The sequence below is a fragment of the Variovorax paradoxus NBRC 15149 genome, assembly GCF_001591365.1.
In the GTDB taxonomy this organism is placed as follows: Bacteria; Pseudomonadota; Gammaproteobacteria; order Burkholderiales; family Burkholderiaceae_C; genus Variovorax; species Variovorax paradoxus.
Map to the genome: position 1 here is coordinate 215,606 of NZ_BCUT01000002.1, position 25,169 is coordinate 240,774.

23 protein-coding genes and 1 pseudogene are annotated in these 25,169 nt (G+C 65.9%); 7 read left to right on the plus strand and 17 right to left on the minus strand.

Annotated features, from left to right (window positions below; genetic code table 11):
- Positions 1 to 11 precede the first annotated feature (11 nt).
- The 17 genes and pseudogenes from VPA02S_RS15870 to VPA02S_RS15940 all read right to left on the minus strand — a co-directional run.
- Positions 12 to 311 (minus strand): hypothetical protein, encoded by a 300-nt coding sequence (locus tag VPA02S_RS15870; RefSeq protein WP_062364755.1) that lies wholly within the window; start codon positions 309 to 311, stop codon positions 12 to 14.
- Between the two features lie 15 nt (positions 312 to 326).
- Entirely contained in the window at positions 327 to 1,271 is a 945-nt protein-coding gene (locus VPA02S_RS15875; RefSeq protein WP_062364756.1) for a cyclase family protein, read from the minus strand.
- Positions 1,272 to 1,282: 11 nt separating this feature from the next.
- Positions 1,283 to 1,951 carry an ATP-binding cassette domain-containing protein gene (locus VPA02S_RS15880; RefSeq protein ID WP_062364757.1) on the minus strand — a complete coding sequence of 223 codons (669 nt, stop codon included), beginning with the start codon at positions 1,949 to 1,951 and terminating at the stop codon, positions 1,283 to 1,285.
- On the minus strand, positions 1,948 to 2,718 hold the full coding sequence (locus tag VPA02S_RS15885) for an ABC transporter ATP-binding protein (protein ID WP_062364758.1): 771 nt from the start codon (positions 2,716 to 2,718) through the stop codon (positions 1,948 to 1,950). Before VPA02S_RS15885 ends, VPA02S_RS15880 begins: the two co-directional genes overlap by 4 nt.
- Entirely contained in the window at positions 2,715 to 3,689 is a 975-nt protein-coding gene (locus VPA02S_RS15890; RefSeq protein WP_062364759.1) for a branched-chain amino acid ABC transporter permease, read from the minus strand. The genes VPA02S_RS15885 and VPA02S_RS15890 overlap by 4 nt, the downstream gene beginning before the upstream one ends.
- Entirely contained in the window at positions 3,690 to 4,595 is a 906-nt protein-coding gene (locus VPA02S_RS15895) for a branched-chain amino acid ABC transporter permease (RefSeq protein WP_062364760.1), read from the minus strand.
- The gene (locus VPA02S_RS15900; RefSeq protein ID WP_081247554.1) at positions 4,592 to 5,932 is read right to left on the minus strand and encodes an ABC transporter substrate-binding protein; all 1,341 of its coding nucleotides are present in this window, start codon (positions 5,930 to 5,932) and stop codon (positions 4,592 to 4,594) included. The genes VPA02S_RS15895 and VPA02S_RS15900 overlap by 4 nt, the downstream gene beginning before the upstream one ends.
- 200 nt (positions 5,933 to 6,132) lie before the next feature.
- Positions 6,133 to 7,425 (minus strand): ABC transporter substrate-binding protein, encoded by a 1,293-nt coding sequence (locus VPA02S_RS15905; RefSeq protein ID WP_244883534.1) that lies wholly within the window; start codon positions 7,423 to 7,425, stop codon positions 6,133 to 6,135.
- A complete protein-coding gene (locus tag VPA02S_RS15910) occupies positions 7,422 to 8,756 on the minus strand; it encodes a sigma-54-dependent transcriptional regulator (protein ID WP_244883666.1) in 1,335 nt (444 codons plus the stop codon). Before VPA02S_RS15910 ends, VPA02S_RS15905 begins: the two co-directional genes overlap by 4 nt.
- Before the next feature lie 12 nt (positions 8,757 to 8,768).
- Positions 8,769 to 10,448: an ATP-binding protein gene (locus tag VPA02S_RS15915; protein WP_062364762.1), complete on the minus strand. Its 1,680-nt coding sequence runs from the start codon at positions 10,446 to 10,448 to the stop codon at positions 8,769 to 8,771.
- A 667-nt stretch (positions 10,449 to 11,115) separates the two neighbouring features.
- Entirely contained in the window at positions 11,116 to 11,340 is a 225-nt protein-coding gene (locus VPA02S_RS32210; protein WP_230537776.1) for a hypothetical protein, read from the minus strand.
- A gap of 52 nt (positions 11,341 to 11,392) precedes the next feature.
- Entirely contained in the window at positions 11,393 to 11,881 is a 489-nt protein-coding gene (locus tag VPA02S_RS32215) for a metallophosphoesterase family protein (RefSeq protein WP_230537777.1), read from the minus strand.
- A complete protein-coding gene (locus tag VPA02S_RS31735; protein WP_155247827.1) occupies positions 11,878 to 12,159 on the minus strand; it encodes a DUF1016 family protein in 282 nt (93 codons plus the stop codon). The genes VPA02S_RS32215 and VPA02S_RS31735 overlap by 4 nt, the downstream gene beginning before the upstream one ends.
- Before the next feature lie 4 nt (positions 12,160 to 12,163).
- The gene (locus VPA02S_RS15925; protein WP_026283978.1) at positions 12,164 to 13,147 is read right to left on the minus strand and encodes a Bug family tripartite tricarboxylate transporter substrate binding protein; all 984 of its coding nucleotides are present in this window, start codon (positions 13,145 to 13,147) and stop codon (positions 12,164 to 12,166) included.
- Between the two features lie 28 nt (positions 13,148 to 13,175).
- A complete protein-coding gene (locus tag VPA02S_RS15930; protein ID WP_062365375.1) occupies positions 13,176 to 15,170 on the minus strand; it encodes an aconitase family protein in 1,995 nt (664 codons plus the stop codon).
- An 80-nt stretch (positions 15,171 to 15,250) separates the two neighbouring features.
- Entirely contained in the window at positions 15,251 to 16,174 is a 924-nt protein-coding gene (locus VPA02S_RS15935; protein WP_049808440.1) for a LysR substrate-binding domain-containing protein, read from the minus strand.
- Between the two features lie 32 nt (positions 16,175 to 16,206).
- A pseudogene (locus tag VPA02S_RS15940) lies at positions 16,207 to 16,368 on the minus strand (tripartite tricarboxylate transporter substrate binding protein BugD); the annotation flags it as partial.
- A 306-nt stretch (positions 16,369 to 16,674) separates the two neighbouring features.
- On the opposite strand from VPA02S_RS15940, the gene VPA02S_RS15945 reads away from it, so the two are divergent.
- The 7 genes from VPA02S_RS15945 (at position 16,675) to VPA02S_RS15975 (ending at position 25,148) form a co-directional block, all read left to right on the plus strand.
- Entirely contained in the window at positions 16,675 to 18,339 is a 1,665-nt protein-coding gene (locus VPA02S_RS15945; protein ID WP_310649290.1) for a DUF1302 domain-containing protein, read from the plus strand.
- Between the two features lie 25 nt (positions 18,340 to 18,364).
- Positions 18,365 to 19,723 (plus strand): DUF1329 domain-containing protein, encoded by a 1,359-nt coding sequence (locus tag VPA02S_RS15950; RefSeq protein WP_244883536.1) that lies wholly within the window; start codon positions 18,365 to 18,367, stop codon positions 19,721 to 19,723.
- Between the two features lie 269 nt (positions 19,724 to 19,992).
- Positions 19,993 to 21,693, plus strand: a complete 1,701-nt coding sequence (locus VPA02S_RS15955; RefSeq protein WP_259347620.1) for a CocE/NonD family hydrolase — start codon at positions 19,993 to 19,995, stop codon at positions 21,691 to 21,693.
- 15 nt (positions 21,694 to 21,708) lie between these two features.
- Positions 21,709 to 22,734, plus strand: a complete 1,026-nt coding sequence (locus tag VPA02S_RS15960; RefSeq protein ID WP_062364764.1) for an acyltransferase family protein — start codon at positions 21,709 to 21,711, stop codon at positions 22,732 to 22,734.
- A 258-nt stretch (positions 22,735 to 22,992) separates the two neighbouring features.
- Positions 22,993 to 23,910 (plus strand): MBL fold metallo-hydrolase, encoded by a 918-nt coding sequence (locus tag VPA02S_RS15965; RefSeq protein ID WP_062364765.1) that lies wholly within the window; start codon positions 22,993 to 22,995, stop codon positions 23,908 to 23,910.
- Positions 23,911 to 24,012: 102 nt separating this feature from the next.
- Positions 24,013 to 24,492, plus strand: a complete 480-nt coding sequence (locus VPA02S_RS15970; RefSeq protein ID WP_015865455.1) for a carboxymuconolactone decarboxylase family protein — start codon at positions 24,013 to 24,015, stop codon at positions 24,490 to 24,492.
- A gap of 422 nt (positions 24,493 to 24,914) precedes the next feature.
- Positions 24,915 to 25,148, plus strand: coding sequence for a hypothetical protein (locus VPA02S_RS15975; protein WP_015865456.1), 234 nt, complete (start codon positions 24,915 to 24,917; stop codon positions 25,146 to 25,148).
- Positions 25,149 to 25,169: the final 21 nt, after the last annotated feature.

A 25,169-nucleotide genomic window follows, 5' to 3' on the forward strand; every position in this document is an offset into this window, starting at 1 on the left:
GGGTTCTCTTGTCAGGCAGCGTGCGCCACGCCGCGTTCAGTGCACCAGACTTGGCCCAGCAGGTCTGGCGAATGCTTGTCGTCCGATTCGCTGAGCAGTACGGCCAGGCTGTCGCGCCACAGTTCAGCCTCCATCTGAGTCAGTCGGCGCGTTGGCCTGGGTCGCGGCTCGAACAGGGCGGAACGGTGATACAGGCCCGCCGCCATCCGGCGGGTTACGCACCTCCAGCATGCCGCCGTCGGCTGCGATCCACTGCCACCGATGAAGGCCTGCTGCTTGAGCAGGCCGCTGTCGCTCAACTTTTGTTGCATGGTGCCAGTGACTGCTCAACGGATGGCGACTGGATTGATGATCCCCTGCACGCCCCCGGTCATGCGCGACACGCCGAGCACGAACATGAACTCCCAGCCCTTGTCCTTGACCAGTTCGGAGGTGTCGATGTTCTCGAGGATGTAGATGCCGTGCTTTGGGATCAGGATCTGGTGGACCTCGAACACCCCTGCCCCCTTCTCGGCGGGGATCACCTCCAGGCCCCAGGTATCGGCGCCGACCGCCACCACCTGCTTGCTTGCGAGGTATTCGGCGCCGTCTTTGCCCAGGCCCGGTTCGACGGAGATGAAGCGCTTGTCGTCCTTGCCCACCAGCTGCAGCCAGCCGGTGTGGAACAGCACGACGTCGCCCTCTCGGATCTCGACCCCCTGCCGTCGCGCTTGCTCGTCGATCTCTTTGCGGTTGAACGTCGTGCCCTCCGGAACCGGGTTCTGGCCGAAGTACGCCGTCATGTCCAGCACGACACCGCGCGTGACGAAGGGCGGCAGCTTCTCGACCCCCAGCTTGCTCAGGCCGTTGGCCTGTACGAACTCGCTGTTCTTGTGGCAGTTGTAGTAGACGTTGTCGACGCCGATGTGACCGAGGCCATCGATCTGCGAGCCCGTGCCGACGTAGCCCATGTAGATGTCGTCGTTGTAGTTGGTCTTGGTCGGGCCCAAGCCGACGCCGCCGACCTGCCCGGGCTGGTTGATCGCCAGCGCCCAGCTGCGCGGGCCGTAAGCTGGCGTCTTGGAGTTGGTCTCGACGCCCAGCCGGTAGGTCTTGCCCGTCTTCACCAGCTTAGCGGCCTCGAGCGCCAGTTGAGGATTCAGCAGGTTGGCCGCGCCGATCTCATCGGCCGGACCGTATTTCGAACGGCACCATTCGTGCGCCGATGCACCGGCAGCGAGCGTCGCCAGGGCGAGCGCCGCAGCGAGGCGTGTCATTGCGGATATCGACATTACAGTCTCCTCTAGTGGGTTGCAGAACTCTCGCGGACGACGCCGCGCTCGATACGGAAGATGCGATCAACCAAGTCGGCCGAGTGCTTGTCATCCGATTCGCTCAGCAGGACCGTCAGGCCCTCGGTGCGCAGCTTCGCGATCACCTCTGTCAGGCGCCGCGATAGCACCGGCGCGACGCCCTCGAAGGGTTCGTCCAGCAGCAGCAGCTTGCGTCCCGGCATCAGCGCGCGCGCCAACGCCACCAGCTTCTGCTGGCCGCCGCTGAGCTGCAGCGCCTTGCGCTCGCGGTGCTCGAGCAGTTCGGGAATCAGCTCGTAGATCCATGCAAGGCGTCGTCTTGCGTCGCCCAGGCCGTTGGCCCAAGCCGGCAGCAAGATGTTTTCTTCGACGGTGAGCGACGGAATCAGCCGCCGGTCCTCCGGCAAGTAGCTGATGCCGTGCTCGGCGCGGGTGTGCGCTGGCAGCTGCGCCATCGACTCGCCGGCGCACGCCAGCGTTGCCGAACGTGAGGGCAGCAGTCCCATCACCGCGCGCATCAGCGTTGTCTTGCCGGCGCCGTTGCGGCCGATCAGCCCGGCCATGCTGCCTTGCGGCAACTGCAGCGTGACCTTGCGCAGGATGGGCGTGCCGGCGATGGCCACGTCCAATCCCTGGATGTCGAGGGCAAGCTCAGTCATGCGAGTGCCTCCTCGCGTGCCGAAGCCCGCTTGCCTACCACCAACTCCTGCACGCGTGGGTTGCCAAGTACCGCAGCCGGCGGCCCGTCGGCGATGATCTCGCCGCTGTAGAACGCCAGGATGCGCGAAACGTAGCGCTCCACCACTTCCATATCGTGCTCTACGAACAGCACCGTCACGCCGCTTTGCCTCACGGCGGCCATCACGGCATCCATCAAGGGGAATTTCTCGTCGGCGCTCACGCCACTGGTGGGCTCGTCCAGCAGCAGCATGCGCGGCTTCGAGACCAGGGCCATCGCGATGTCGACCAGCTTGCGCGCGCCCTGCGGCACGGCACTGGCCTCGCTGTCGGCGTAGTGCGCCACGCCGAAGGCCTGCAGGATGCGGCGGGCCTCGCGCACCGCCTCCGCAGTTTCGAAGTGCCGCAGCATGGAAGGCTGCGCTTCGTGGGCGGCCGCCAGCGCCATCAGCACGTTGTCCAGCACGGTGAGCTGGGGGAACAACTGCGCGACTTGGAACGATCGGGCCAGTCCGAGGCGGGTGATCTGGCGCGGCTTCATCCCGAGCACAGAGCGGCCCTCGTACAGGATGTCGCCCGAGGTGGCCGGCAGGTACCCGGTCACCATGTTGATGAACGTGGTCTTTCCGGCGCCGTTGGAGCCGATGACTCCGACGATCTCGCCGCGCTGGATGGTCACATCCAGCGAATTGGCAGCGACCACGGCACCGAAGGTGCGGGTGAGCTGGCGCGTTTCGAGCACACTCATGGGGACACCTCTTTCGTCACGGACGGAATCTCCGCAGGCACTGCGGCACGCCTACGGGACACCAGGCTCCACAAGCCTTTGGGCAAGAAAAGGATCAGCGCCAGCAGGACACTGCCCAGCGTGAGCTGCCACAGGTGCGGCGCCTCCTGAATGGCGAAGGTGCGCACCGCGGAGAACACGATGGCTGCCACGAACGGCGCCGCCACATGCGCCGTTCCGCCGAGCAAGGCCATGAAGACGAACTCGCCAGAGGTGGCCCAGAACGCCATGTCCGGATCCACGTGGCCCGTGGCGATCGCAATCAGGCCGCCGCCGAGGGCCGACAGCACGGCCGCGCCGCAGTAGTTCAGGTAGACAAGTCCGAACGGCGAGATGCCGAGGAAGTCAACCCGGATCTCGTTCTCGCGCACTGCCTCCGAGAGCCTGCCAAACCGCGAGCGCAACACGCGGTGGCAGACCAGGGCCGCAACGAGCGCGATCGCCAACGTGACCAGGAAGGCAACGCGTTTGGCCTGCGACGGATCCGGCTGGAAGCCAAGGTAGCTCGGGTTCGCGACGTTGAAGCCGTCGGTGGAGCCGAGCGCGCTGGACTTCACCAGCATGCCGTAGACAATCATCGACAACGCCATCGAAAGCATGGCGTAGAAGATGTCGCGGTAGCGCGCCACCATGATGCCGCACAGCGCGGCCATCATCAGCGAGGCCACCACGCCCAGCGCCAGCAGCACGATGGCATCCTGGATGCCCAGGTGCTTGGCGGCCAAGCCGGCAGCGTAGCCGCCGATGCAGTAGTACAGCGCCTGGCCGAAGGAGACGAGGCCGGCGCGCATTTGCAGCACCACCCCGAGAACCACCAGGCCTTTGGCAAAGGCCAGGGTGAGCAGGAAGCTCAACCAGTCGGGCCCCGCCCAGCCGAGGGCGGCAATCGACCCGGCCGCCAGCGGCAGCCCAAGTTCGGACTTGAATTTCATTTAGATCTTTCGGGGCTGCAGTTGGCCGAAGAGGCCCTGCGGCCGGAATGCGAGTACCAGGAACATCACGCCGTAGATCACGAACAACTCGATCTGCGGCGCCAGATGGACAGCGAAGGAACGGGCGAGACCGACCAGCACTGCGCCGACGGCGGCGCCGCCGATGCTGCCCAGGCCGCCCACCACCACCACGGCGAACGCCAGCACGATCACCTCGACACCGATGCCCGGTGTGACGGAAATGGCCGGTGCAGTGAGGGCCCCGGCAAGCGCACCGAGCATGGAGCCGATCGCGAAGGTGATGGCGAACATCAGATTGACGTTCACCCCCATTGCTGTGGCGATCTCGCGGTCGTGGATCACCGCTCGCAACATGCGCCCCTTGTCGGTACGGTTGAGCGCCCACCATGCAGCGGCGCCGACCACGAGCGAGATCGCCACCAGTGCGAGGTCGTAGTTGGCGAAGCGCAGCGAATCCGTGATCGAGCTCTGCCCGAGCAGACGGTAGGGCTGGTACGCCAGGTATGGGTTGACGCCCCACACCAGCTTCACCACGTCCTCCAGGATCAGCAGCAGCGCATACGTGACGATCACCATCAGGATCTCATCGCGGCCACGCAGGTGGCGCAGCAGCGCCTGCTCCACCAGCACGCCCACAGCCAGGCCGCCGACGATGGCACATCCGAACAGCAGCAGGTAGCTCCAGTACGGACTAGCCCCAGACTCGCCGGAGAAGTACCACCCCGTGAGCGAGGCGGCGCAATAGGCGCCGATCGCGTAGAAGCTGCCGTGTGCCATGTTGAGGATGCGCATCACCCCGTAGATCACCGTCAGGCCGGCCGCCACGAGGAACAGCCACGAGGCATAAATGGCGCCGTCGAAAACTATAGCCAGCAAGGTGCTCACGACGTGCGCTCCTTTGGCGGTGTCGGTGTGCACTTGGCACCGGGGAAGCCGGCCTTGATCCAGTCGGCAGGGCTCGTGCCATCGGGCGGCATCAGGCAGTCGCCCGGATAGTCCTTCACATTGATGATGCTGGCCTTGCGGGTCTTGGGGTCATAGTGGTATTCGCCGTAAGCCACCCCCTGTACAGCCTGATGGCCACCGGCGCGGCTCATACGCACCGTGCCGCTGGGCGATTCGAACGTGAGGCCCTTGAGACCCGCGAGCACCTGCTCCTGCGTCGGCATGGTGCCGGGCTTGCCCACCTTCTCCGCGGCCGCCTTCATGCCGAGGATCGCCTGCATCATCTTGAAGGCGGGGTAGGTCGGCTGCTCTTTGTGCGCGGCGCTGTAGGTCGTGCGCAGCCAGTCGGAAAGCGCGTTCTTCGGCGCGAAAGCGCCAAACGGGCCGCGGCCGCCGACGATCGTGCCGTTGGGCGCCTGGTCCTTGAAATGCTCAAAGCCGGTCTCGCCCGCCGTCAGCAGCGTCACACGCTTGTCGAACAGACCCCGCGCGCCGCCTTGCAGCACCAGCGCCTCCATGTCGCCGCCCCAGAAGCTGGAGTGGATCAGGTCGGGGTTGCTGACGGACAACGCGGAAATCTCGGCGCCGTACTGGCCCTGCCCCAGTTTCGGCCACTGCTCGGAAACGAACTTGATGTCCGGCTTGAGCTGCTTGAAAGCAAGGCTGAAGTCAGCCCAGGCATCCTGGCCCCAGGCATAGTTCTGCTGAATGCTGCCGACCGATCTCACGTTCGGCTTCGTCTCCACGATGTAACGGGCAGCGGCCACGTTGTCGACCACGGCGTCAAGGCCGGTGCGAAACACGTATTTCGGGTTCTTCAGCGTCTCGCTGAACAGGCGCGAGGTCCCGCAGTCGAAGAAAACCGTCGGGGTCTTGAGCTCCTCGGCCACCGGAGCAATCGCGAGGCAGTCACCCGAGGAGATGTAGCCAATCACCACGTCGACCTTCTGGCGCTGCACAAGGTTGCGGTATTCCTCCACCTGCTTGGTGGCGCCGCCGTTCTCATCGATCAACACCATCTCGACTTCGACGCCACTGATGCCTTTGGTGTTGTAGGGCGCTGGCAGGGCCCCCTTGTTCAGCGCGTCGACCACGAGCTTGGCGGCATTGGCCGCGGGCACTCCGAAAGGGCCCGCGGCGGCGCCCGACAGGAAGGTCGCCACGCCGATGCGGAACTTGCGGTTGTCGGCGGCGGCAGCCGGCAGCGCGAAGGCGGCGCCGGCGGTGACGAGCGCGAAGCTGCGAGCCAGGTGCGTGAGGGGGAACTTCAGGGTCACGTTGTCTCCTTGTGAGTTGTGTTGCTCACGAGGAATATTGCGAAGAGCGTGCCACACCGCGAAAGCGTTGCGGATCAAGGACTTAGGCCTAATTCGCTGAGATGTATTGCGCGGATTCCGCGCATTGCGGCGGTCGGGTCGCGCGGAAACCGCACATGCGGATCGGCCCCGCGGCCTTTGCGGAAGCGATGGTGCGTTGTCTACGGTGCCCCGGCAGCCCGCCTGCGCTCACGCACCAACTCCGGCGATGGCCGCAGTTGCTCCGCAGGGTAGACCCGCCACCGACCCAACATCACCCGGGCCGGCGGAAACCGGGTGTCGACCACAACCTCTCCGATCGCCTGTGCTTGCGCGATCTGGTGCGTTTCGCGGTCGATGCATGAGGCAAACCCGGGCGGATCCTCCGGCAATTCCAGGCAGAGCCCCTCCAGCGCTCCCACCACCTTCTCGACATCGAATGGCTTGCCGGCCTTGCCTACTGCGCGCGCAATGGCCAGGATCCCGGCGTAAGCGCCCTCTGCCGCATAAGTCGGATAGCGCCCCTCCGCCGCAAAAAAGTCGGCCATGAACTTCCGGTTGCGCGTCGTGTCGGGCCAGTTGTTGTGATGGCGCGCCGAGAGCACGAGATTGGGCGGCGCTTGGTCACCCAGCGCCATCAGCACGTCGTAGTTGCCGCCCGCATCAAAGTTGGCCATGGGCATCTTGCCGAGCAGTTCGCTGGAGTGGGCCTGCGCAAGGAAAGCGAGGAAGTCGCCTCCCCAAAGCCCAGTGACGATCACGTCCGGCCGCGAGCGCATCAGGGCCGTCAGGTACGCCGAATAGTCGGGCTCGTAGAGCTTGGGCCAGAGTTGTGCAACGACCTCATAGTTCGCGCCGCTGGCCGACAGGCTGCGTTGCAGGTCGGCCCACATGACGTGGCCATAGTCGTAATCCGGTCCCAGGAATGCCAGCCGCTTCCAGCCACGCTCGCGCTGCTGCTCGACCAGGTATTTCGCGCCCGCCGCCATCGAAGTGTAGGTGTCGTTCGAAACCCGAAAATAGTAGCGGTGAAAGTCTTCGATCGTGAGCCGCGAGGAGGCGTGGTCGGTGCCGACGAAGATCACCTTGCGCGCCCGCGACAGCCGGCTCACCGCCTGCGCCACACCGGAGCTCACCACCCCGCAGAGGAACTGCGCCTTGTCGTGATCGATGAACTGGCTGGCCAGCCGAACGCCATAGGCCGCTTTGGAGCGATCGTCCTCCACGATCACTCGCAGGCGCGGGCGCCAGTCGCGCATGGGCTCGGCATCCAGCTCGGCGAGCGCCAGCTTGATCGCCGCGATGCTGTCGCGGCCGTAGATCGCGGCCCGGCCCGCCAGCGGGTAGAGGCAACCAATGGTGATGTCGGCCTGCCCCGCAGGTGCCCCCAGTTCTACGCGGGCGTGGGCGCCGGCTGCAGCCAGGCAGGCCATGACCAGCGTGACGGCGCAGCGAAGCAGATCGCGAATCCTCACGGGCGGCCCTCCCCATCGATCCCGAGCCGCTGCAGCCGGCGCAGCAGCGCATGGCGTGAAATCCCCAGCAGCTCCGCGGTCCTGCCACGATGGCCCTGCGCGCGGGCCAGGGCATCGCGCAGCAGCTTCTCCTCCTCCACGGCCAGCTTCTGCTCGATGGCTGCCGAGCGGACCTCCCCACTATCCAGGTCGGTGGGCAGTTGCGAGCGCTCGATCACGCTGCCGGGATGGAGGATGGTGAGACGCTCGATGAGGTTCTTCAGTTCGCGCACGTTACCGGGCCATGTGTAGGCTGTCAGGCAGGCTCTCGCGTCGGGCGAGAAACGGATCGGCTCGCAGCGTTCGGACTTGGCATAGCGCGAGGCGAAATGATCTGCCAGTACCAGCACGTCGTCGTCGCGCTCCCGCAGGGCCGGTACCGCGATCGGCAGTACGTTCAAGCGGTAGTACAAGTCTTCGCGGAAGCAGCCCCGCGAAGCCTCGGAGGCCAGGTCGCGGTTGGTCGCGGCCACTACCCGGACGTCGGCGGTCATGCCACGGGTGCCACCCACTGGGCGATACTGACCGTCTTCCAGAAAGTGCAGCAGCTTGGCCTGCAGCGCCAGTGGCAGCTCACCGATCTCGTCCAGGAACAGCGTGCCGCCGTCCGCCAGCGCGACCAGTCCCACGCGCCGCTGCGTCGCTCCAGTGTAGGAACCCTTCTCCGCACCGAACAGCTCCGCCTCGATCAGTTGCTCCGGCAGCGAGGCGCAGTTCACTTCGACGAAGGGCCCTCCACTGCGCGCGCTCGCCGTGTGGATGGCGCGCGCTACCAGCGCCTTGCCGGTGCCGGACTCGCCCAGCACCAGCACGCGCTTGGCCTGGCTCGCCGCAATGCGGCTGATGGTCGCCGCCAGCGCACGAACCTGTGTACTGGTACCGATCACGCCGTCGTGAGCGGTCGATGCCTGCCGACGGAAATCGATCTCACTGGCCATGCGCGCCTTTTGCAGCGCGCCGCGGATCGTGTACAGCAATTCATCGAGCTCGAACGGCTTGGTCACATAGTCCGCTGCACCGGCCTTCACGGCCTTCACTGCCAGCCGCGTGTCGCTCGTTGCGGAGATCATGATCACAGGCAGCCCGGGTCGATCCGTGGCAAGCCGCGCGAGCACGTCCAACCCGCTCATGTCCGGCAGGTTCACGTCGAGCAACACGATGTCGGGCGCGCCTCGGCAGGCAGCATCCAATCCGCCGGCGCCGTCCACCGCGGTCGCGACGCCAAATCCCTCCTCTTCCAGCGCGAACACCAGTGCCTTCAGCACGCCGGGTTCGTCGTCGATCACGAGCACCTGTTTCAAAACCTATGTCTCCTCTTGCGGCATCGGCACGCGCAGCGTAACCACCGTGCCCGCGCCCACCTCACTCTCGATCGTGAGAGTGCAGTTATTCAACTCCGCCAATTGCCGGGAAATGCTGAGGCCCAGGCCCATGCCCTTCGGTCGCGTCGTGAAGAACGGGTCGCTCAGCTTCGCGAGCGCCTCGGGCGGCACCCCGCGACCCGTATCGCGGACCTCGAGCACGCCGAACCCGTCGCCGGCGCGCGCCGCACGCAGTGTGATCAGGCCTCCCGGCGGCGTGGCCTGGATCGCGTTGAGCACCAGGTTCAGCATGATCTGGATCAGATGGTCGGCGTCGACCCACAGGCGCAACTCGGAGTCGCCCTGGATCGCGAGTGACAGCCGCTGCACCTTCAGTTCGGCCTTCACCAAACCATCGACGCGGCGGAAAACCTCGCGCACCGGCGTCACAGCCGGCTCCGGAGGGCGCGGCTTGCCGAAATCCGAGAGGTCGCTCACCACGCGGGTGAGCCGGGTGACCTCGGTCTCCACGTCCTGCAGAAGCTGGTGCCGACGCGGATCGGCCTCACGCCGAGCGAGCGCCTGCACCGTCGTCTTGATGGCGGACAACGGGTTGCGCACCTCATGCGCAATGCCGGTGGCAAATTCGCCAAGCGAAGCGAGCCGCTGCGCGCGTGCCAATCGCGCGAACGTGTTGGAAAGGCCCTCAGCCATCGTGTTGAAGGCGCGCGAAACAGCCGAGATTTCATCGCGCCCCTGCTCCTGGATGCGGTGGTTCAGTTGGCCCGACGCGATGGCTTCGACCCCGCTCACAAGCCGTGCCACGCGGCCCTGCAGGTTGCGCGCGAGCTGGTAGAAAAGGAACACCAGGACGCTGGCGGTGCCGAGCACAACCACCAGCAGCACACGCCGCGCATTCTCGAAACGGCTGAGCAGCGCCGAGGGCTCGATCTGCAACATCGGTTGCCAGCCGGGCAACACCTCCGGGCCCGCGATCATGCGCTCGGCGGGGGTGACGCGCACGCCGACGGCGTTGAAATAGCCGGCCGGCGTTTTCAGGACTGGCTGGACGATGCCGGCCACCGAAGGCCCCCCCATCAGTTCAGTCAGCGACGAGAAGCGTACGTGCAGCGCAATGTCGACCCGGTGCCGCCCCTCAGCAGCTGGCAGGGGATGGCGCACCAGGAACCAGCCGGCGAGGCCATCGCCCGGGGCGGCCGGCCCGACCACCTCATTGCTGCCGAAGCGTGTGACCGGCAGCGAGGCAATCGAGAACGGTTGCTCGCTCCAGTAGGGCGGACCGGCGGCAGCCTGCCCGGGCACGAAATGGCGCAGGCGGCCGCCGTCTTCCAGCAGCAGGATGCCGTAAAGGTCCGGCAGGTCTGCCTCCAGCTGCAGCAGCCCATGCGCCTCCTCGCTGGCGTTGTTGATTTCGGCTCGCAGCAAGGCGGTCATGGCGGGGTGGCTGGCCAGGGTTTCCACCTGATAGCGACGTGCGTCGAGAAACGACTCCAGGCGCTTCGACATTGCCGTGAGCTGGACCGACAGCCGCTCGCCGACCAACTCGTCGATCAGCGCCTGCGCATACCGGTCGTACAGCAGGCCCACTGCGAGCGTCGGCACGATTCCCGCCACGAGCGAGATCGCGAGGTAGCGACTTACGACGCTGTTGCTGATGGCCATTCCGGAACTCGTGCCGCGTTAAAGACCCGTCCCGCGCCGGGGCTCACAAGGTCTGGCAACAGCAGAAGAGCGAGTTGGCGATCAATTCGCCCAATACGATGGCATGGCCGGTCGGTCCATCGCTGCTTCCGAAACCGGCGGCGAGCTCGGCCGTTAGGCGAGCGAGCTTCGCGCGCGCAGAGTGGTCTCATGCAAGTCTCCGTTGTCGTGCTTGGAAAGAATGCCTTCGCTGCCTAAGAGCAGCTGAATCACTGCGCGGATGGACCAACAGCGGGCATGCGGGGCTGGCCGATTGTTCGATGTTGTCTGCGTTATTGGAATAGGCAAGCTACCAAGTGCAAAGCCCGTGCCACGCCTACTCCCATGACACAGTCAAGAGCGGTGCCTCCGAGCAGGGTCTGGAGAATACGAAGAATGCGGCACCTGTGTCCAGTTCCATGGACATGGCGTTGTCTCGAATGTCCGGAATCATGGACACCTGTCGGATAGCAATACATCGCGCCCCACCGACAGCGCACCTCATCCGGCGAATCAGAGAGCCGCCGCATCATATATTTGACGGTCCGGCCACTACCAAGTTTCAGCTGACGCGTCAGAGCACAACTCCGGACGGTAACTCACATGACACACTGCTGCTCAGCATGGAGGGTGGACAGGGCGAGCAGCTTCATGGTCGCTGGTCGCCCTCAGGAGGTGGCACATCGATGATCAGGCCAGGCTCGAACGCCTGGTTCTCGATCCGGCCGCTCCAGTTCACGTACCCGCGCGGATTGCAGACCACTTGGCACGCATGGACTCGGTAGTCGAAGCTCTGATGCGTGTGGCCATGCACCCAGAGCATGGCCACCTCGAAGAAAGTGTCAGGAAGCTCGTTCACGAATGCGCCCGACATCAGTCGTCGGCGTAGCGCGGCGAAAGCGAGCCGCGGTGCGGCGCATGGTGCGTCACCACCACCGTGGGCCCGGCGAACGGTTCAGCGAGCTTGGCTTGCAGCCATGCCCGCTGCGCCTGGTGGATCCGCAGCGTGTCGCCGCCTGGAGCTTTCGGCCCTGCTTGTCCCGCCAGGTGCCGGGTTCGGCCGTCTCGTCAAGCGTCCGGATCAGTGCGTAGTCGTTCAGCAGGTTGGTCGCCTTCTTCATGGCCCACGCCACATCGCTGACCGGACCTTCGGGTGTCTCGATCGCGAGCGCGAAGTCGGTCCACAGCGTTGCGCCGAGGAAGCGCACGCCGTCGATCACCCGTTCGTCGCCATCGAGGAGGTACACGTGGCTGCCTTCGGCCGCGCTGCGTGCCTCGGCCAGGGTCGTGTCCAGCCGGCCGTCGTAGTACTCGTGGTTGCCGGGCACATAGAGCACGGGCTTACCTGGAAAGCGCTCCACCGCCCACTGGATGGCGCGCTTGGCGGGCGAATGGATGCCGCCCGCGAGGATCACAACGTCGAATTCGAGATCGGCCGCCGGCTCGCTTCGGGGTGTGTTTGTCTCAGCGCTGCCGAGACTTTTGGCGGCGTCGCTATCGCCCGCTCGAACAGTGCAAGCTTGAATTGCCGTTCGAGCTGTCGGCTGGACCACTTCTGCTGCTCGACGAGCTTCAGATAGAACTCGCGCTCTTCGCGCCGCTTGCGGCAGGCCAAGCAATGCGCGTTCCGGCCGCAAGGCAGGCGCTGGCCCACGCCCTCGCCCGGCAGCGCCGCGATCCTGAATGCGGGCACGACCTCAGTCCAGAGTGGCGCCGGACTGCTTCACCAGCTTCTGGTGCTTCACCAACTCGGACTGCAAGAAGGCTGGCGCCAGGTCAGGCCCGGTGTTCAGCACCGTGAGGCCTTGACCGGTAATGACATTTCTTGCTTCGGGCGACACCAAGGCCTCTTGCACCGCTGCGGCATAGCTGTCGGCCACCGGCTTGGGCAGTCCGGCTGGACCGATCAGCGCGATCCACGCGTCGAAGCTGTACCTGGGCACGCCCGATTCCATCATCGTCGGCACCTCGGGCAAGGCCGCGGAACGCGCCGGCGTCGATACCGCCAATGCGCGCAGCGTCCCGGCCTTGATCTGCGGGGCGACCTGCGAGATCGAAACGAATGCGAGCTGCACCTGGCCGCCCATCAGGTCGGTGATGAGCGGTCCGGTGCCGCGGTAGGGCACGTGCTTCATGTCGATGCCGGTCTCGCTCACCATCAGTTCCCCCGCCAGGTGGAGCACGCTCCCGTTGCCGGCGGACCCGTAGTTGAGCTTGCCGGGATTGCCCTTCGCATAGGCCAGCAGTTCCTTCACGCTCTTCACCGGAAGCGCGTTGTTCACCACCAGCACGACCGGCACGGTGGCCAGTACCGCGATGGGCGTGATGTCCTTCATGCTGTCGTAGGGAATCGTCTTGTAGATGCCTGGATTGATGACATGGTTGGACGACACCATGCCGAGCGTGAGCCCGTCCTTGGGTGCCTTCACGATCTGGGCCGTACCCTGAATGCCGCCGGCGCCGACGACGTTCTCCACCACGACCGGATGGCCGGTCGCGCGCCCGAAGGCCGGCGCGACCGCGCGGGCGACCGCATCGACCGTCGACCCCGCGGCGAGCGGAACGACGATCCGTATCGGCCGATCGGCATTCGAGGATTGCGCCGCGGCGAACAATGAAGTGGCAAGCAGCGCCGCCGCTAAAGAAAGGGAAATGGCTTCCCGGAGGGAATGTGCACGCATGGGTTTGTCTCTCTCGCTTTGTTGGAATTCATGGATGGCGCGCCTGAAGCTCGGCGAACGAAACGAGTTCGCCCGCAATCGCGCTGGCCGCCACCGTGGGCGGGCTGGCGAGCCAGACCTTTCCGGGGCCGCCCCGGCCGGGGAAGTTGCGGTTGATGGCACTCACGGTGACCTGGTCGGCGCGCACCGAACCACCCGGTCCGCAGTTGCCGCAAGCGCCGCAGGAGGGCTGAAGCATGCGGGCGCCTACGCGTTCGAACGCATCCATGTACCCCGCTGCAATGCAGTGGTCGCGCACCGCGGTGGTTCCGAACTGGAGATACAGCTCCACGCCGGTCGCCACTTTGAGCCCGCGGTCCGCCGCCCACCGGAGCACCGCGTGGTAGTGGTCGAAATCCTCGCGCTTGCCGGCCGTGCACGAGCCGCCGTAGGCGATGTCGATGCGCACCCGCTCGCCGAGCGCCATGAGCGGCAGGCCGTTGCCCGGATCGCCCGGTGCCGCGACCATGGGGGGAATCTGCGTGCAGTCGACGTGGAGCGTTCTGGCGTAGGCCGCGCCGTCGTCGCTGCGCATCCAGGGCTCGACTTCGAAGTCGATGCCGCGGCGCTCGCGCAGGAAGCGCACGGTCTCCGCATCGGGAGTGACCAGGCCGGTGAAGCCGCCGAGTTCCGCCGTCATGTTGGTGAGCGTGGCGCGCTCGTCAGTCGTCATGCGCCGCACCACCTCGCCCGTGAACTCGAACACCTTGCCGACACCGCCACCATCGCGCACGAAGGGCAGCGCCAGCAGATGCAGCACGACGTCTTTCGCGGTCACGCCCGGGACCAGCAAGCCATCGAGCACGATCTTCAGGGACTGCGGCACCGTCAGCCGCACCGCTCCCGTCACGAAGGCGTTCGCTATGTCCGTGGTTCCCACGCCGAAGGCCACGCACCCCAGCGCGCCGCTGTGCGGCGTGTGTGAATCCGTGCCCACCACCAGTTGGCCCGGCAGCGCATAGTGTTCCGCCACCATGGCGTGCGAAATGCCGGCCACGTTGGTGCCGTCGTCCTTCGCAGCCTGTTCTTCCGTCAGCGTGCGGTGCGAGCGCAAGCCATAGGCGGCAGCGAACTCGCGCTGCGCCTCGACCAAGCGATGCACATTCGGCACCAGGCCGCCACGTACGTGCGCGGGGCTCTCCGCGACATAGGACGTGTGGTCTTCGAAGACGACGATGGAACCGGCGTCGTGCAGCACCAGCGAACGGCCGAAGGTGGCGTGCAGCATGTGCGCGGCCATGCCGGTGTAGTACTCGTGGATGAAGCGCAGGTCCGCGCGCACGAAGGCACCGTCGCCCGGCGCGGGATGCGCCTGCGTCAGCTCGGTGGCAAGCGCATGGCGCGCCACGATTTTCTCGAACAGCGTGCGCGGGCGCGCGTCTTGCGCATCGGGCGGCACCGTGATGTCGCGCATGAACTGCTGGCCGAAGCGCAGCAGCCCGCCGCTCTTGAGAATCGCCGCGGCCAGCGCGTCGCGGCCGGCCACCAGGTCTTCGACCGGAATCGCCTCGCCCGCCCGGATGCGCGCGACCAGGCCGAAGTCGGTCGAGGTGAACAGGCCGATGTTGTCGGCGTTCTGCCGGTACAGGCGCTCGAAGCTTTCGGCGACGACCAGCCGCACGCCGGCCGCCTTCTCGGCGGTCGGGCTGTGCTCGCGCGACGAGCCCTTGCCATAGCGCCTGCCCGCGACCACGACCTCGATGCCCGACGCGCGGATGGCATCGGTGCCGATGGGGAATGCCTCGCCCGCCTTGAAGCCGGTGTAGGGATAGCGCCCCAGCTTGTCGTCGTAGTGCGTGAGGATCGGCAGCGGCGTGATCTCGTCGGTCGACACATCGTCACGCAACGGCGACGCGTCGGCGAGTTCGAGGGGTTCTCCCTGCAAACCCAGCTCGACCATGCGTGGGGAACAGCTCAGGAAGAGGATGCGCGGGTCGAACCGGAGGCTTTCTGCACTGGCGGCGGCTGGCGAGGAGGCTGGCATGGCCCGATGTTGGCCGGCCATCGCAGCGCCATAAAGCGCTCGCTCGGCACAGGGGATCTCGCCATCCGCGAGATCGGTGATTACCCTTGCAGGCTCTCGATGAGCGCCGCCACTGCGCGAGGCTGCGGCGTCTTGCGCAGGGCGTAGATGTTCAGGACGCGGTCGGCCCATTCTTCCGCGAGCGGGCGCCGGGCAAAGCGGTCGACTCCCGCATACGCCGTCACGGCACTTCGAGGCACCACCGCGATGCCCAGGCCTGCCTCCACCATGCGGCAGACGGCGTCGAAGCTGCTGACCGTCACCTTCGGGTTGAAGCGCCCGCCCAATGCTGCGGCGCGTTCGTTCAGGGACCGGTCCATCGCGCCGCCCTGGTGAACGCCCACCAAAGGAAATTCGAGCGCACGCGCGAACGTGATGGCCTCCAGGTCCGCCAGTTCATGCCCCGAGGGAAGCACCACGAGCAAGGGGTCGGAGGCGAAGCGCCAGGCATCCATGCCCGCCGGCACCGCGACATCGACGCCCACGCCGACATCGGCCCGGTCGTCCAGACAGGCGCGCAGCACGTCGCGCGTGTCTTCCTCGTGCAGCGCGACCTCCACGCCCGGGTATGCCTCCATGAAGCGGTGCAGGCGCTCGGGCAGGAACCCGATCACGGAAGACATGTTGGCATGTAGGCGCACCCTGCCCCGCACTTCGCCGCCTTCGCTCTGCACCTCGCGCAACAAGGCCTGAAGCTCGTCGTCGAGGCGTTCGCCCCGCGCCAGCACCAGCCGGCCTGCGTCGGTCAGCGCGATGCCGCGCGGCGAGCGCACGAGCAGCGGCGTCCCGAATGCATGCTCCAGATCCGCGATCCTGCGGCTCAAGGCCGAAGGTGCGATGTTCTCCGCGGCAGCGGCACGCACGATGGAGCCGGCGCGCGCCGCCGCCACGAACAACCTGATGCTGTAGGAATCAATTCGACGTGTCACGGGCTTGATCACTTGGTGGAATGCAAAGTGTGGCATAGAGGCTCCTCGGCCATGGCCGCATCGACATTGCCCAGCGGCTTGCGGATCGCTTCGGCGAAGTCGTGCGCCACCTTGTCGGTCGGCCCTCCGGCAGCGAGTGGCACCACGATGGTGATCGACTTGTCGGGGCACTCGGCGAACGCGGGAAGTGCGGCGAGGGCCGCCATCGCGATCGTGAACAGGCGCTTCATTGTTTGTCTCTCGGGATGTGAATCCCGGAATCTTGGGGACGGCCTGCCCTCTGCAGAAGACGCCCGGCCGTTAAGCCGTTCACTTCGGGTGAACGGCGCCAATGCTCGTCACACTCCACTGCCCTTCACCTCGCGCGGCGCGAGCCACCAGGTCGCCCAGGTCGGTATCAGGAGCGTGCCAGGCTGCTCGGCGACAGTTGCGAAAGCGCCTGCCGACGAAGAGAATGCCGCGCTGGCGCACGCGCGCCCGCCGCAAGCGAAGCTTGGATTCTCTTGAAGCGACCCGCAGCAGTATCGAAGGCAAGAATGACAAGAACCGATGTAAAGGCGCGTGCGCCCCTTCGCGGACCGAAGCGGCCAGCCACGCTGGCGGCTCTCTTCGCGGGATTCGCACCCGGTGTGATGGCCGGCAGCATCGCCACCGGCAACGAGGAGATCGAACTGCGTGTCGACCTGACGACACGCTACAACCTCGGCCGCCGTGTCGAACGCCAGGCCCCGGCGATCCTGCTCAACCAGAACGCCGACGACGGCGACCGGAATTTCGGCCGCAACAGCACCGTCAACAACCGCGTCGACCTGCTGTCCGAGATGGACTTCGTCTACCGCAAGCGTTTCGGCGCACGCGTGAGCGCATCCGGCTGGTACGACCAGGCTTACCGCGGTGGTTTCGACAACACCAGCGTCGGCACCTCGAACCATCTCAAGAACGGTACGCCGGCGACGGGCCTCAGCCCTTATGCCAAGCGCTACTACGCGGGCCCGTCGGGCGAATTTCTCGATGCCTTCGTGTTCGGTACTTTCGATCTCGGGGGTGTACCGGTCAGCGCGCGCGCCGGTCGCCATGTGGTGACCTGGGGGGAGGCGCTGCTTGGCGGCGGCGCGACCCACGGCGTGGGTTATGCGCAGTCACCCCTCGACGGCGCGAAGGCTTTGTCGAGCCCGGGCATCGAGGCCAAGGAACTCTTCCGTCCGCTGACGCAGCTGTCGACGTCGGTGCAGGCCACGCCCGAGCTGTCGTTCGCGGCGCAGTACTTCCTGAAATGGGAACAGTCGCGGGGAGCGGAGGCAGGCACCTACCTCGGCGCCAGCGACGCCATGCAATTCGGCGGGGAATCGCTGATCCTCGGCAACACGCGCGTCTTGCGCGGCCGCGACATCACCCCGCGCGGCCGCGGCGACTGGGGCTTGGCGACGCGCTGGAGCCCGCAGTGGCTCGACGGCACCATGGGCTTCTATGTGCGCAACTTCTCCGATCGCCTGCCGCAGGTGATCCTCAATACGGGCACGAACGAATACCTGTTGGCCTTTGCCAGCGACATCAAGCTGTACGGTTTCAGCCTGGCCAAGGACATAGGGGGCGCAAGCGTCGGCTTCGACCTCAACTATCGGCGCAACATGCCGCTGTCGAGCGACGTTGCCACCGTTGCCTCGTCGGCGGGCTACCCGGCGCCCGGCCAGGTGCCCGGCGCGCGCGGCAACACCTGGCATGCGGTGCTCAACGCGATGGGCTCCACCGGACCGACTCCGCTGTTCGACTCCCTCGGTTGGTCGACCGAACTGACCTGGAACCGATGGGCATCGGTGACACAGGGTGCAAGCCTCTTCAAGGGCCGCGACGGCTACACCGAGATCGACCGCGTCGACAAGACGGCCATCGGCTTTGCGATCAACCTGACGCCGACCTGGTACCAGGTGCTGCCCGGTGCCAACCTGTCGATGCCGCTCAGCTACTCGCGCGGCCTGCGGGGCAACTCGGCGGTGACCGGCGGCGGCAACCAGGGTGCCGGCAGCTGGTCGGCAGGCCTCGCGCTCGACCTTTCCGGCCGGCACAGCCTTGAGCTGAAGTACGTCGGCTACTTCGGCAGGTACGTCACCGACGCCACGGGGGCGGCCTCGGTGGCCAACGGCGGCACGGCCCTGCTGAAGGACCGCGGTGCCGTCTTCTTCACTTTCAAAACGTCGCTATGAAGCATTGCCGCGAAGACAACAAGCCGTGAACTCTCCATTGAAGTCCCTGATCACTGCGGGCGCGTTGTGCCTGTGCTTCGCCTCGGCCCATGCGGCCGTATCGCCCGAAGAGGCAAAGCGCCTCGGCAACGAGCTTACCGGCACCGGCGCCCAGAAGGCCGGAAACAAGGAAGGCACGATCCCGACCTACACCGGCGGACTGACGGCGGTGCCGGCCAGCTTTGACAAGAGCAGCAACCTGCGGCCCGATCCCTTCGCCGAAGAGAAGCCGCTGTTCTCGATCGATGCCGGGAACATGGACCGACACGCCGAGCGGCTGAGCGAAGGTGCGAAGGCACTGCTCAAGGCGCATCCCGACTTCCGCCTCGAGGTCTATCCGACCCATCGGACCGTGGCTTTCCCGAAGGCCATGCTCGACAACACGTTGGCGAACGCGACGCGTGCCAAGCTCACCGACGACGGCCTGGGTGCGACCGGCGCGCGCGGCGGCGTGCCCTTCCCGATTCCTGCCAATGGCAACGAGGTGATGCTGAACCACTTGCTGCGCTACCTTGGTGCCTCGCTCGCGATGCCGGAGTTCAGTTCCTACTTCGCCAACCGGGGTGGCACGGTGCAGCCGCTGGTGAAGGCCTCGTGGTTGATGGATTTTCCATACCACGACGACACCCGCGTGCCCGCATCGCCTCTCTACTACCGCTCACGTCTCGCTTTCACGTTTCCGCCGAATCAGGTGGGGAACGCGATCGTTCATCACGAGCCTGCCGACTATTCGTTCGATGAGCGGCGCTACTGGCTTTATCTGCCCGGCCAGCGCCGCGTGCGCCAGGCGCCGGAAATGGCCTACGACACGCCCAACGGCGGCACGGGAGGCATCTCGACCCAGGACGACGTTTACCTCTTCAACGGCAAGATGGATCGCTTCGATTGGAAGCTCGTCGGCAAGAAGGAGCTTTACGTTCCATACAACGCCTACCGCTTCATCTACAACACGAAGCCCGACGAGGTGTTCCTGCCGAAGTTCATCAACCCGCAAGTCGTGCGTTGGGAGCTGCACCGCGTGTGGTTGGTCGAGGCCACGCGCAAGCCGGGCGCCAGGCATGTGTACTCCCGCCGCACTTTCTACGTGGACGAGGACAGCTGGCACGTCCTGGCCAGCGACCAGTACGACGGCAAGGGCCAACTTTGGCGCGCTGGTTTCGCCTACCTGACCCAAGCTTATGACGCGGCCGCTCCGGTCTCGATCACTGCCGGGCACTACGACCTGGCGGAAGGGGCGTACTACGTGAACCTCTGGCCCGGCGCGTCCGGCATCCGCTTCCCAACTACACTGGAGCCCGATGGCAACTGGACGCCGGAAAGCCTCGCGGGCCAGGGCATCCGCTGAGTCCGTCGCCCGGTTGATGGCCTGTGGGAAACAGCACGGCGCGCCATGCGCCGCGACCCTCAGGGAAAAAAATCGTCATCTCGCCTGAGGACATCGAACAATGAAAAAAAGCATTCGCAGCGGCACTCGCGTTCGCAGTTGCTTGCGCCGCGGCGCAGGGTCAAGAGCCCAAATTCGACCCCGAGACCGGCCTGCTGGCATCACCGGGGTTCGCCTTCCCCGCGGATGGACAGCTTGCGCCCTTCTGGGCCAAGCGCATCAGCGGCGACATCACCACCTCCGACGGCGTCAAGCTGCGCTACACCGCGCTGCTGCCCAAGGCGACGGGCAAATTCCCCGTGGCCCTGACCCTCAACGGTTATGACGCCGGCTCGATCGGCGGCTCGGCCTACCTGAAGAACCAGACCTCGATGTCCGTGGCCTTCGACAAGCGGCTCATCGAGGCCGGCTACGCGGTGATGGGCGTCAGCACCGCGGGCACCGGCTGCTCCGAAGGCCGCCTCGAATACACCCGGCCGCAGCTCGGCCGGCACGGCGCCGAAGCCGTCGAGTTTGCGGCCGCACAGGCCTGGTCCGACGGCAAGGTAGGCATGGTCGGTGCGTCCTACAGCGGGTCTTCTCAACTGGCAACCGCGCAGAACCGGCCACCGCATCTGCGCGCCATCGTGCCTGGCATGGTGTTGACGGACTACCGCGACGCGATGAGCCCCGGCGGCGTGCCGGCGCCAGGGTTCCTCACACCGTTCCGCGTGATCTTCCGCACCTACTGGAGCCAGCTGGTCACGCAGACCGCAAAGGAAGAAGGCGACGAGAACTGCCTGAAGCAGATCCAGAAGAACCTCGCGGCCGAGGACACGAACTCGGTGATGAACCTCTTCGTGTCGCATCCGCTGCGCGACGACTACCTCGACACCTTCGACCTGGCCCGCCATGCCGATCGCGTCAATGTGCCGGTGCTGTCGCTCGAAGCTTTCCAGGACCAGGCCATCACGCCTCGCAGCGGGCACTACCAGACGAAGCTCGATCGCACCAAGCTGTGGCTGGTCCAGTCGAACGGCCGGCACGACCTGTACCTGGCCTCGGCCTTCCAGACCCTGGCCTTGCGTTTCCTCGACCGTTTCGTCAAGGGAACGGACAATGGATTCGAGCGCGACACGCCGCGCACGACCGTGTGGATGGAAACCTTCGACACAGACGGTGCTCCGCTCGATCGGCTGGCTTCCCCGCAAGCGCGCTGGGTGCTGCAGAAGCCATCGATCCGCGCCAGCGACCTGCTGCTCAAGGAGTTCCATCTCGGCACCGGCGGCGTGCTCGCCGACAAGGCCGGTTCCGGCCCGGCCGATGGCTTCGATTACCCGGGTGCCGGCGTCGCCGTCAATGACATCGTCGCCAACTCCTTCTGGGGGCCCTTGCCCGACAACTGGAAGACGACCAGCCTGGCCTACACGTCGGCGCCGCTGGCAAATGACACGATGGTCTATGGACCGGGCAGCGCGGACCTGTGGGTCGCCGCCACCGGCGGGGATGCGGACATCCAGGTCACCGTCACCGAACTGCGACCCGACGGACAGGAGACCTACGTGCAGCGCGGCTGGCTGCGCCTGTCGAACCGCACCCTCGACACCGAGCGCTCGACACCGCTGCTGCCGATCCACCTCGAGCGCGCCGACCAGCTGATGCCGCTGCTGCCCGGACAGCTGGTCTTCGCCCGCGTCGAGATCAACAAGATGGGCCACTACTTCCGCAAGGGTTCGCGGCTGCGCATCTGGATCGACACGCCGTCGCAGACCGGTGGCCTGGTGTTCGACACCTTCACGCAGAAGCAGCGAGTTCACGTATTGCACAACGCAAAGTACGACTCGCTGGTTCGCCTCGGTGTATTGAATGACGTGAAGGGCCCGCCGGCTTATCCAGAATGCGGAAAGGTGATGCTGCAGCCGTGCCGGCCGGATCCGGTGGCCGGTCCCTGAGCGGAGGCCGCACCGATGCCGTACAACCCCGCGCTCGATGGCCTTCGGGCGGTCTCGATCCTCCTGGTCGTCTGCTTTCACTGCCTCATCCCCGGCGCCGGCGGCGGGTTCGCCGGCCTGGACGTGTTCTTCGTTCTCTCCGGCTACCTGATCACGACGCTGCTCCTGGCGGAGCACCGCCACGGCGGCATCGACATCGGCAGGTTCTACGCGCGGCGCGCGCTGAGGCTCTACCCGACGCTGCTGCTGCTGGTGCTGGTCTATCTCGCACTCGCTCCCTGGCTCTGGCCGAAGGACGACAGATGGTTGGTCGCCGGGCTCACGGGCACCTACCTGATGGACTACGCGCTCGCCTTCTGGAATCCGCCGTCGACCATCGGGCACGTCTGGTCGCTGGGCGTCGAGGAGAAGTTCTACCTGCTGTGGCCCTTGCTGCTGCCGCTGCTGCTGCGGGCGCGCCGTCCGGTCGCGTGGCTGCTGGCAGCGTTCGCCGTGCTGACCGCGTGGCGTTACTTCGTAGCCTTGAACTGGGGATGGAAGCAGGCGTACTTCAGCTTCGACACGCATGTGACCGGCATTGTGCTGGGCGCCATCGCGGCGCTGGCCCGCCTGAAGATGTCGCGGCCGACCGTCGTCATCGCCTGCATCGGCCTCGCGCTGACCGTCGCTCTTCCGTCCTTGCCCTTCGTCCGCATCACGGAGGGGGTGACCTTGCGGATCACCCTCGCGGAGCTCGCGGCCTTCGTGCTCGTCTGCCACCTCGCGGAGCACCGCGACACGCCGTTCCTGGCGTCGCGGCCGATGATCTACATCGGCCGCCTGTCCTACGGCATCTACCTCTGGCACTTCTTGTTCATCGACATCATCGACTTCGAACGCTCGCTGCCCCCGTGGGTGCTTCTGGGTGAGGTGATCCTCGTGTCGTTCCCGCTGGCCGCTATCTGCCTGCACCTGGTCGATGTGCCAATCAAGCGGCTACGCAAGAAACTCCAGGCGCGCGATCGAAGGGATCGCACGGCGGCCGACCTCATTCGCGGTTGATACGCGTTGAGGTGTGTGGGCGCGACCTGCGACGCGAGGCTCGCCCCTCGATCTCCCGCGCGTTTGGTGCATATCGGGCACCACCGTGAGTCCTTTTGCAGGCCTACCGGCTCGCGCCCCGCCTCCCTACGATCAATGGCATACGGCACTCAGCCGTGATCCGAGCCCGACAACCCTTCGGTGTTGAACGGCAACTTGCTGCCAGTCGCCCGGCTGGTTTGGCCCGCGCAACCGGGCCGCATTCTTGGAGATTCCGCCATGTTCCTCACTGATGACACCTTGCAACCCACGAGCGAGAAGCCCAAAGACCTGGTGCCCTCCCGTTACGCGCTGCGCATCGGCGACATCGACGCGATGGTGGTCAGCGACGGCCCCTTGCCGCTGCCCACCACGACGATGGCCACCAACGCCGATCCGGCGGACCTGGCCAACTGGCTCGGCCAGATGTTCATGCCGCCCGACAAGTACGACTGGCCGCTGAACGTGATGGTGGCCCGCAGCGGCGACCAGACCATCCTCATCGACGCGGGCCTGGGTGGGCAGTTCCCGGGCTTTCCGAGGGCCGGGCAGTTTCCCCAGCGGCTGGCTGCGGCCGGCATCGAGCTCGAGTCCATCACCGACGTGATCATCACCCACATGCACATGGACCATGTGGGCGGGCTGCTCGTTCCCGGCATCAAGGAACGCCTGCGTCCGGATGTGCGCATCCACGTGGCCAAGGCCGAAGTCGACTTCTGGATGTCGCCCGACTTCTCCCGCACGGTGATGCCGAATCCGGTGCCCGAGGTGCTGCGTTCGACCGCCAAGAGCTTCTACAAGGAATACCGCGACCGGCTGCAGATCTTCGAGGAGCGGCGCGAGGTGGCGCCGGGTGTGGTGGTCCGCCGTACCGGCGGCCACACCCCGGGGCACAGCGTGGTCGACCTGGTGTCGGGCAACGAGCGCCTGATGTTCGCGGGCGATGCCATGTTCCCGGTCGCATTCGACCACCCCGACTGGCAGAACGGCTTCGAACACGACCCCGAGGAGGCGACCCGCGTTCGCCTCGCCCTGTTCCGCGAACTGGTGCAAAGCCGCGGACTGCTGGTGGCCGCCCACCTGCCCTTCCCCTCCATCGGCCGGGTGGCGGCGGAAGGCGACATCTTTCGCTGGGTTCCGATCATCTGGGACTTCTGAACGCGCACCGCATCGCCGGTGCCCAGGATCTTTTTTTCCCCTCTCTCCTCTCTCGCGGCCTCCGCGAACGGGTACCTCAGCCGCACTGAGGCCGGAGCACACATGACCAACCGTCTCAACTACATCAAGCAATCGCCCGAGCTCTTCAAGAAGCTGATCGAGTTCAGCACGCTCGTGGACAGCGGCACCATCGAACAATCGATCCGGGACCTTGTCGCGATCCGCGCGTCGCAGATCAACGGCTGCGCGTTCTGCCTGGACATGCACATCAAGGAGGCCAGGATCCATGGCGAACGCGAGCTGCGCATTCACCACCTGGCCGCATGGCGCGAATCGACGCTGTTCGTTCCGCGCGAGCGTGCGGCGCTGGCCTGGACCGAAGTGCTGACCAGGCTGCCCGAACACGGCGTGCCCGACGACATCTACGAGCGCGTGCGCACGCAGCTGTCGGAAAAGGAGCTTTCGGACCTGAGCTTCAGCGTCATGGCCATCAACGCATGGAACCGCGTGAACGTCGCGTTCCAGACCGTGCCCGGCTCGTCCGACAAGGCCTTCGGCTTGGACAAGGCGAACCTCTCCTGAGCCTTTGCAGCCCGCGGCACCGCCTGTGGCGCTGCCGCGGGCTGCTTGCTTGCCTGCTGCTTCTGCGTGATGGTTGCCGGGAGCTCAGCCTTTCCTCGCCATTGATGGCTGCGCCTCGCAGTCCCTCCCCTCCCTTCCCTTCCCACTTCGAGTTGCTTCCCGCCATGCCGCGGTGGCGCAGCCATACGCTTGCAGGCCGCGCTTTCGCTCGTACTGAAGCGACGCCGCGCCGCCATTGATGCCGTTGGCTCACTGCGGCGTTTCTCTCGACAGGCCTACCGCACCGGCCGGCCGGAACCTAGATTTGAGTGCGACAGATGCAGAACGCGCGAACCATCTTTTCTCATCGCACGCCCTGGCTGTTCATCCGCCTTCAACGGTTTTTCCGCTCGATGGCTCCCTCAAATTATCAGGAGTAGTTGATGACGAAAAGAATCATTCTTGCGGCACTGCTGACCAGTCTCGCGACCTCGATCTCGATCTATGCGATCCAGCCGGCCATTGCTGTCGCGCTTCCCGCCGCAACCACCGAGGCCCCGGTCGCAAGCCCGTTCCACTCACTCGATATTTCGTATCCGGCGCCACAAGAGCCCCTGGACCTCACGCCGATCACGCCGACAGAAACAGTGGGTGCCGCGAAGTACGAGCCCTTCTGAGCGGCGCGCCTGCACGAACCC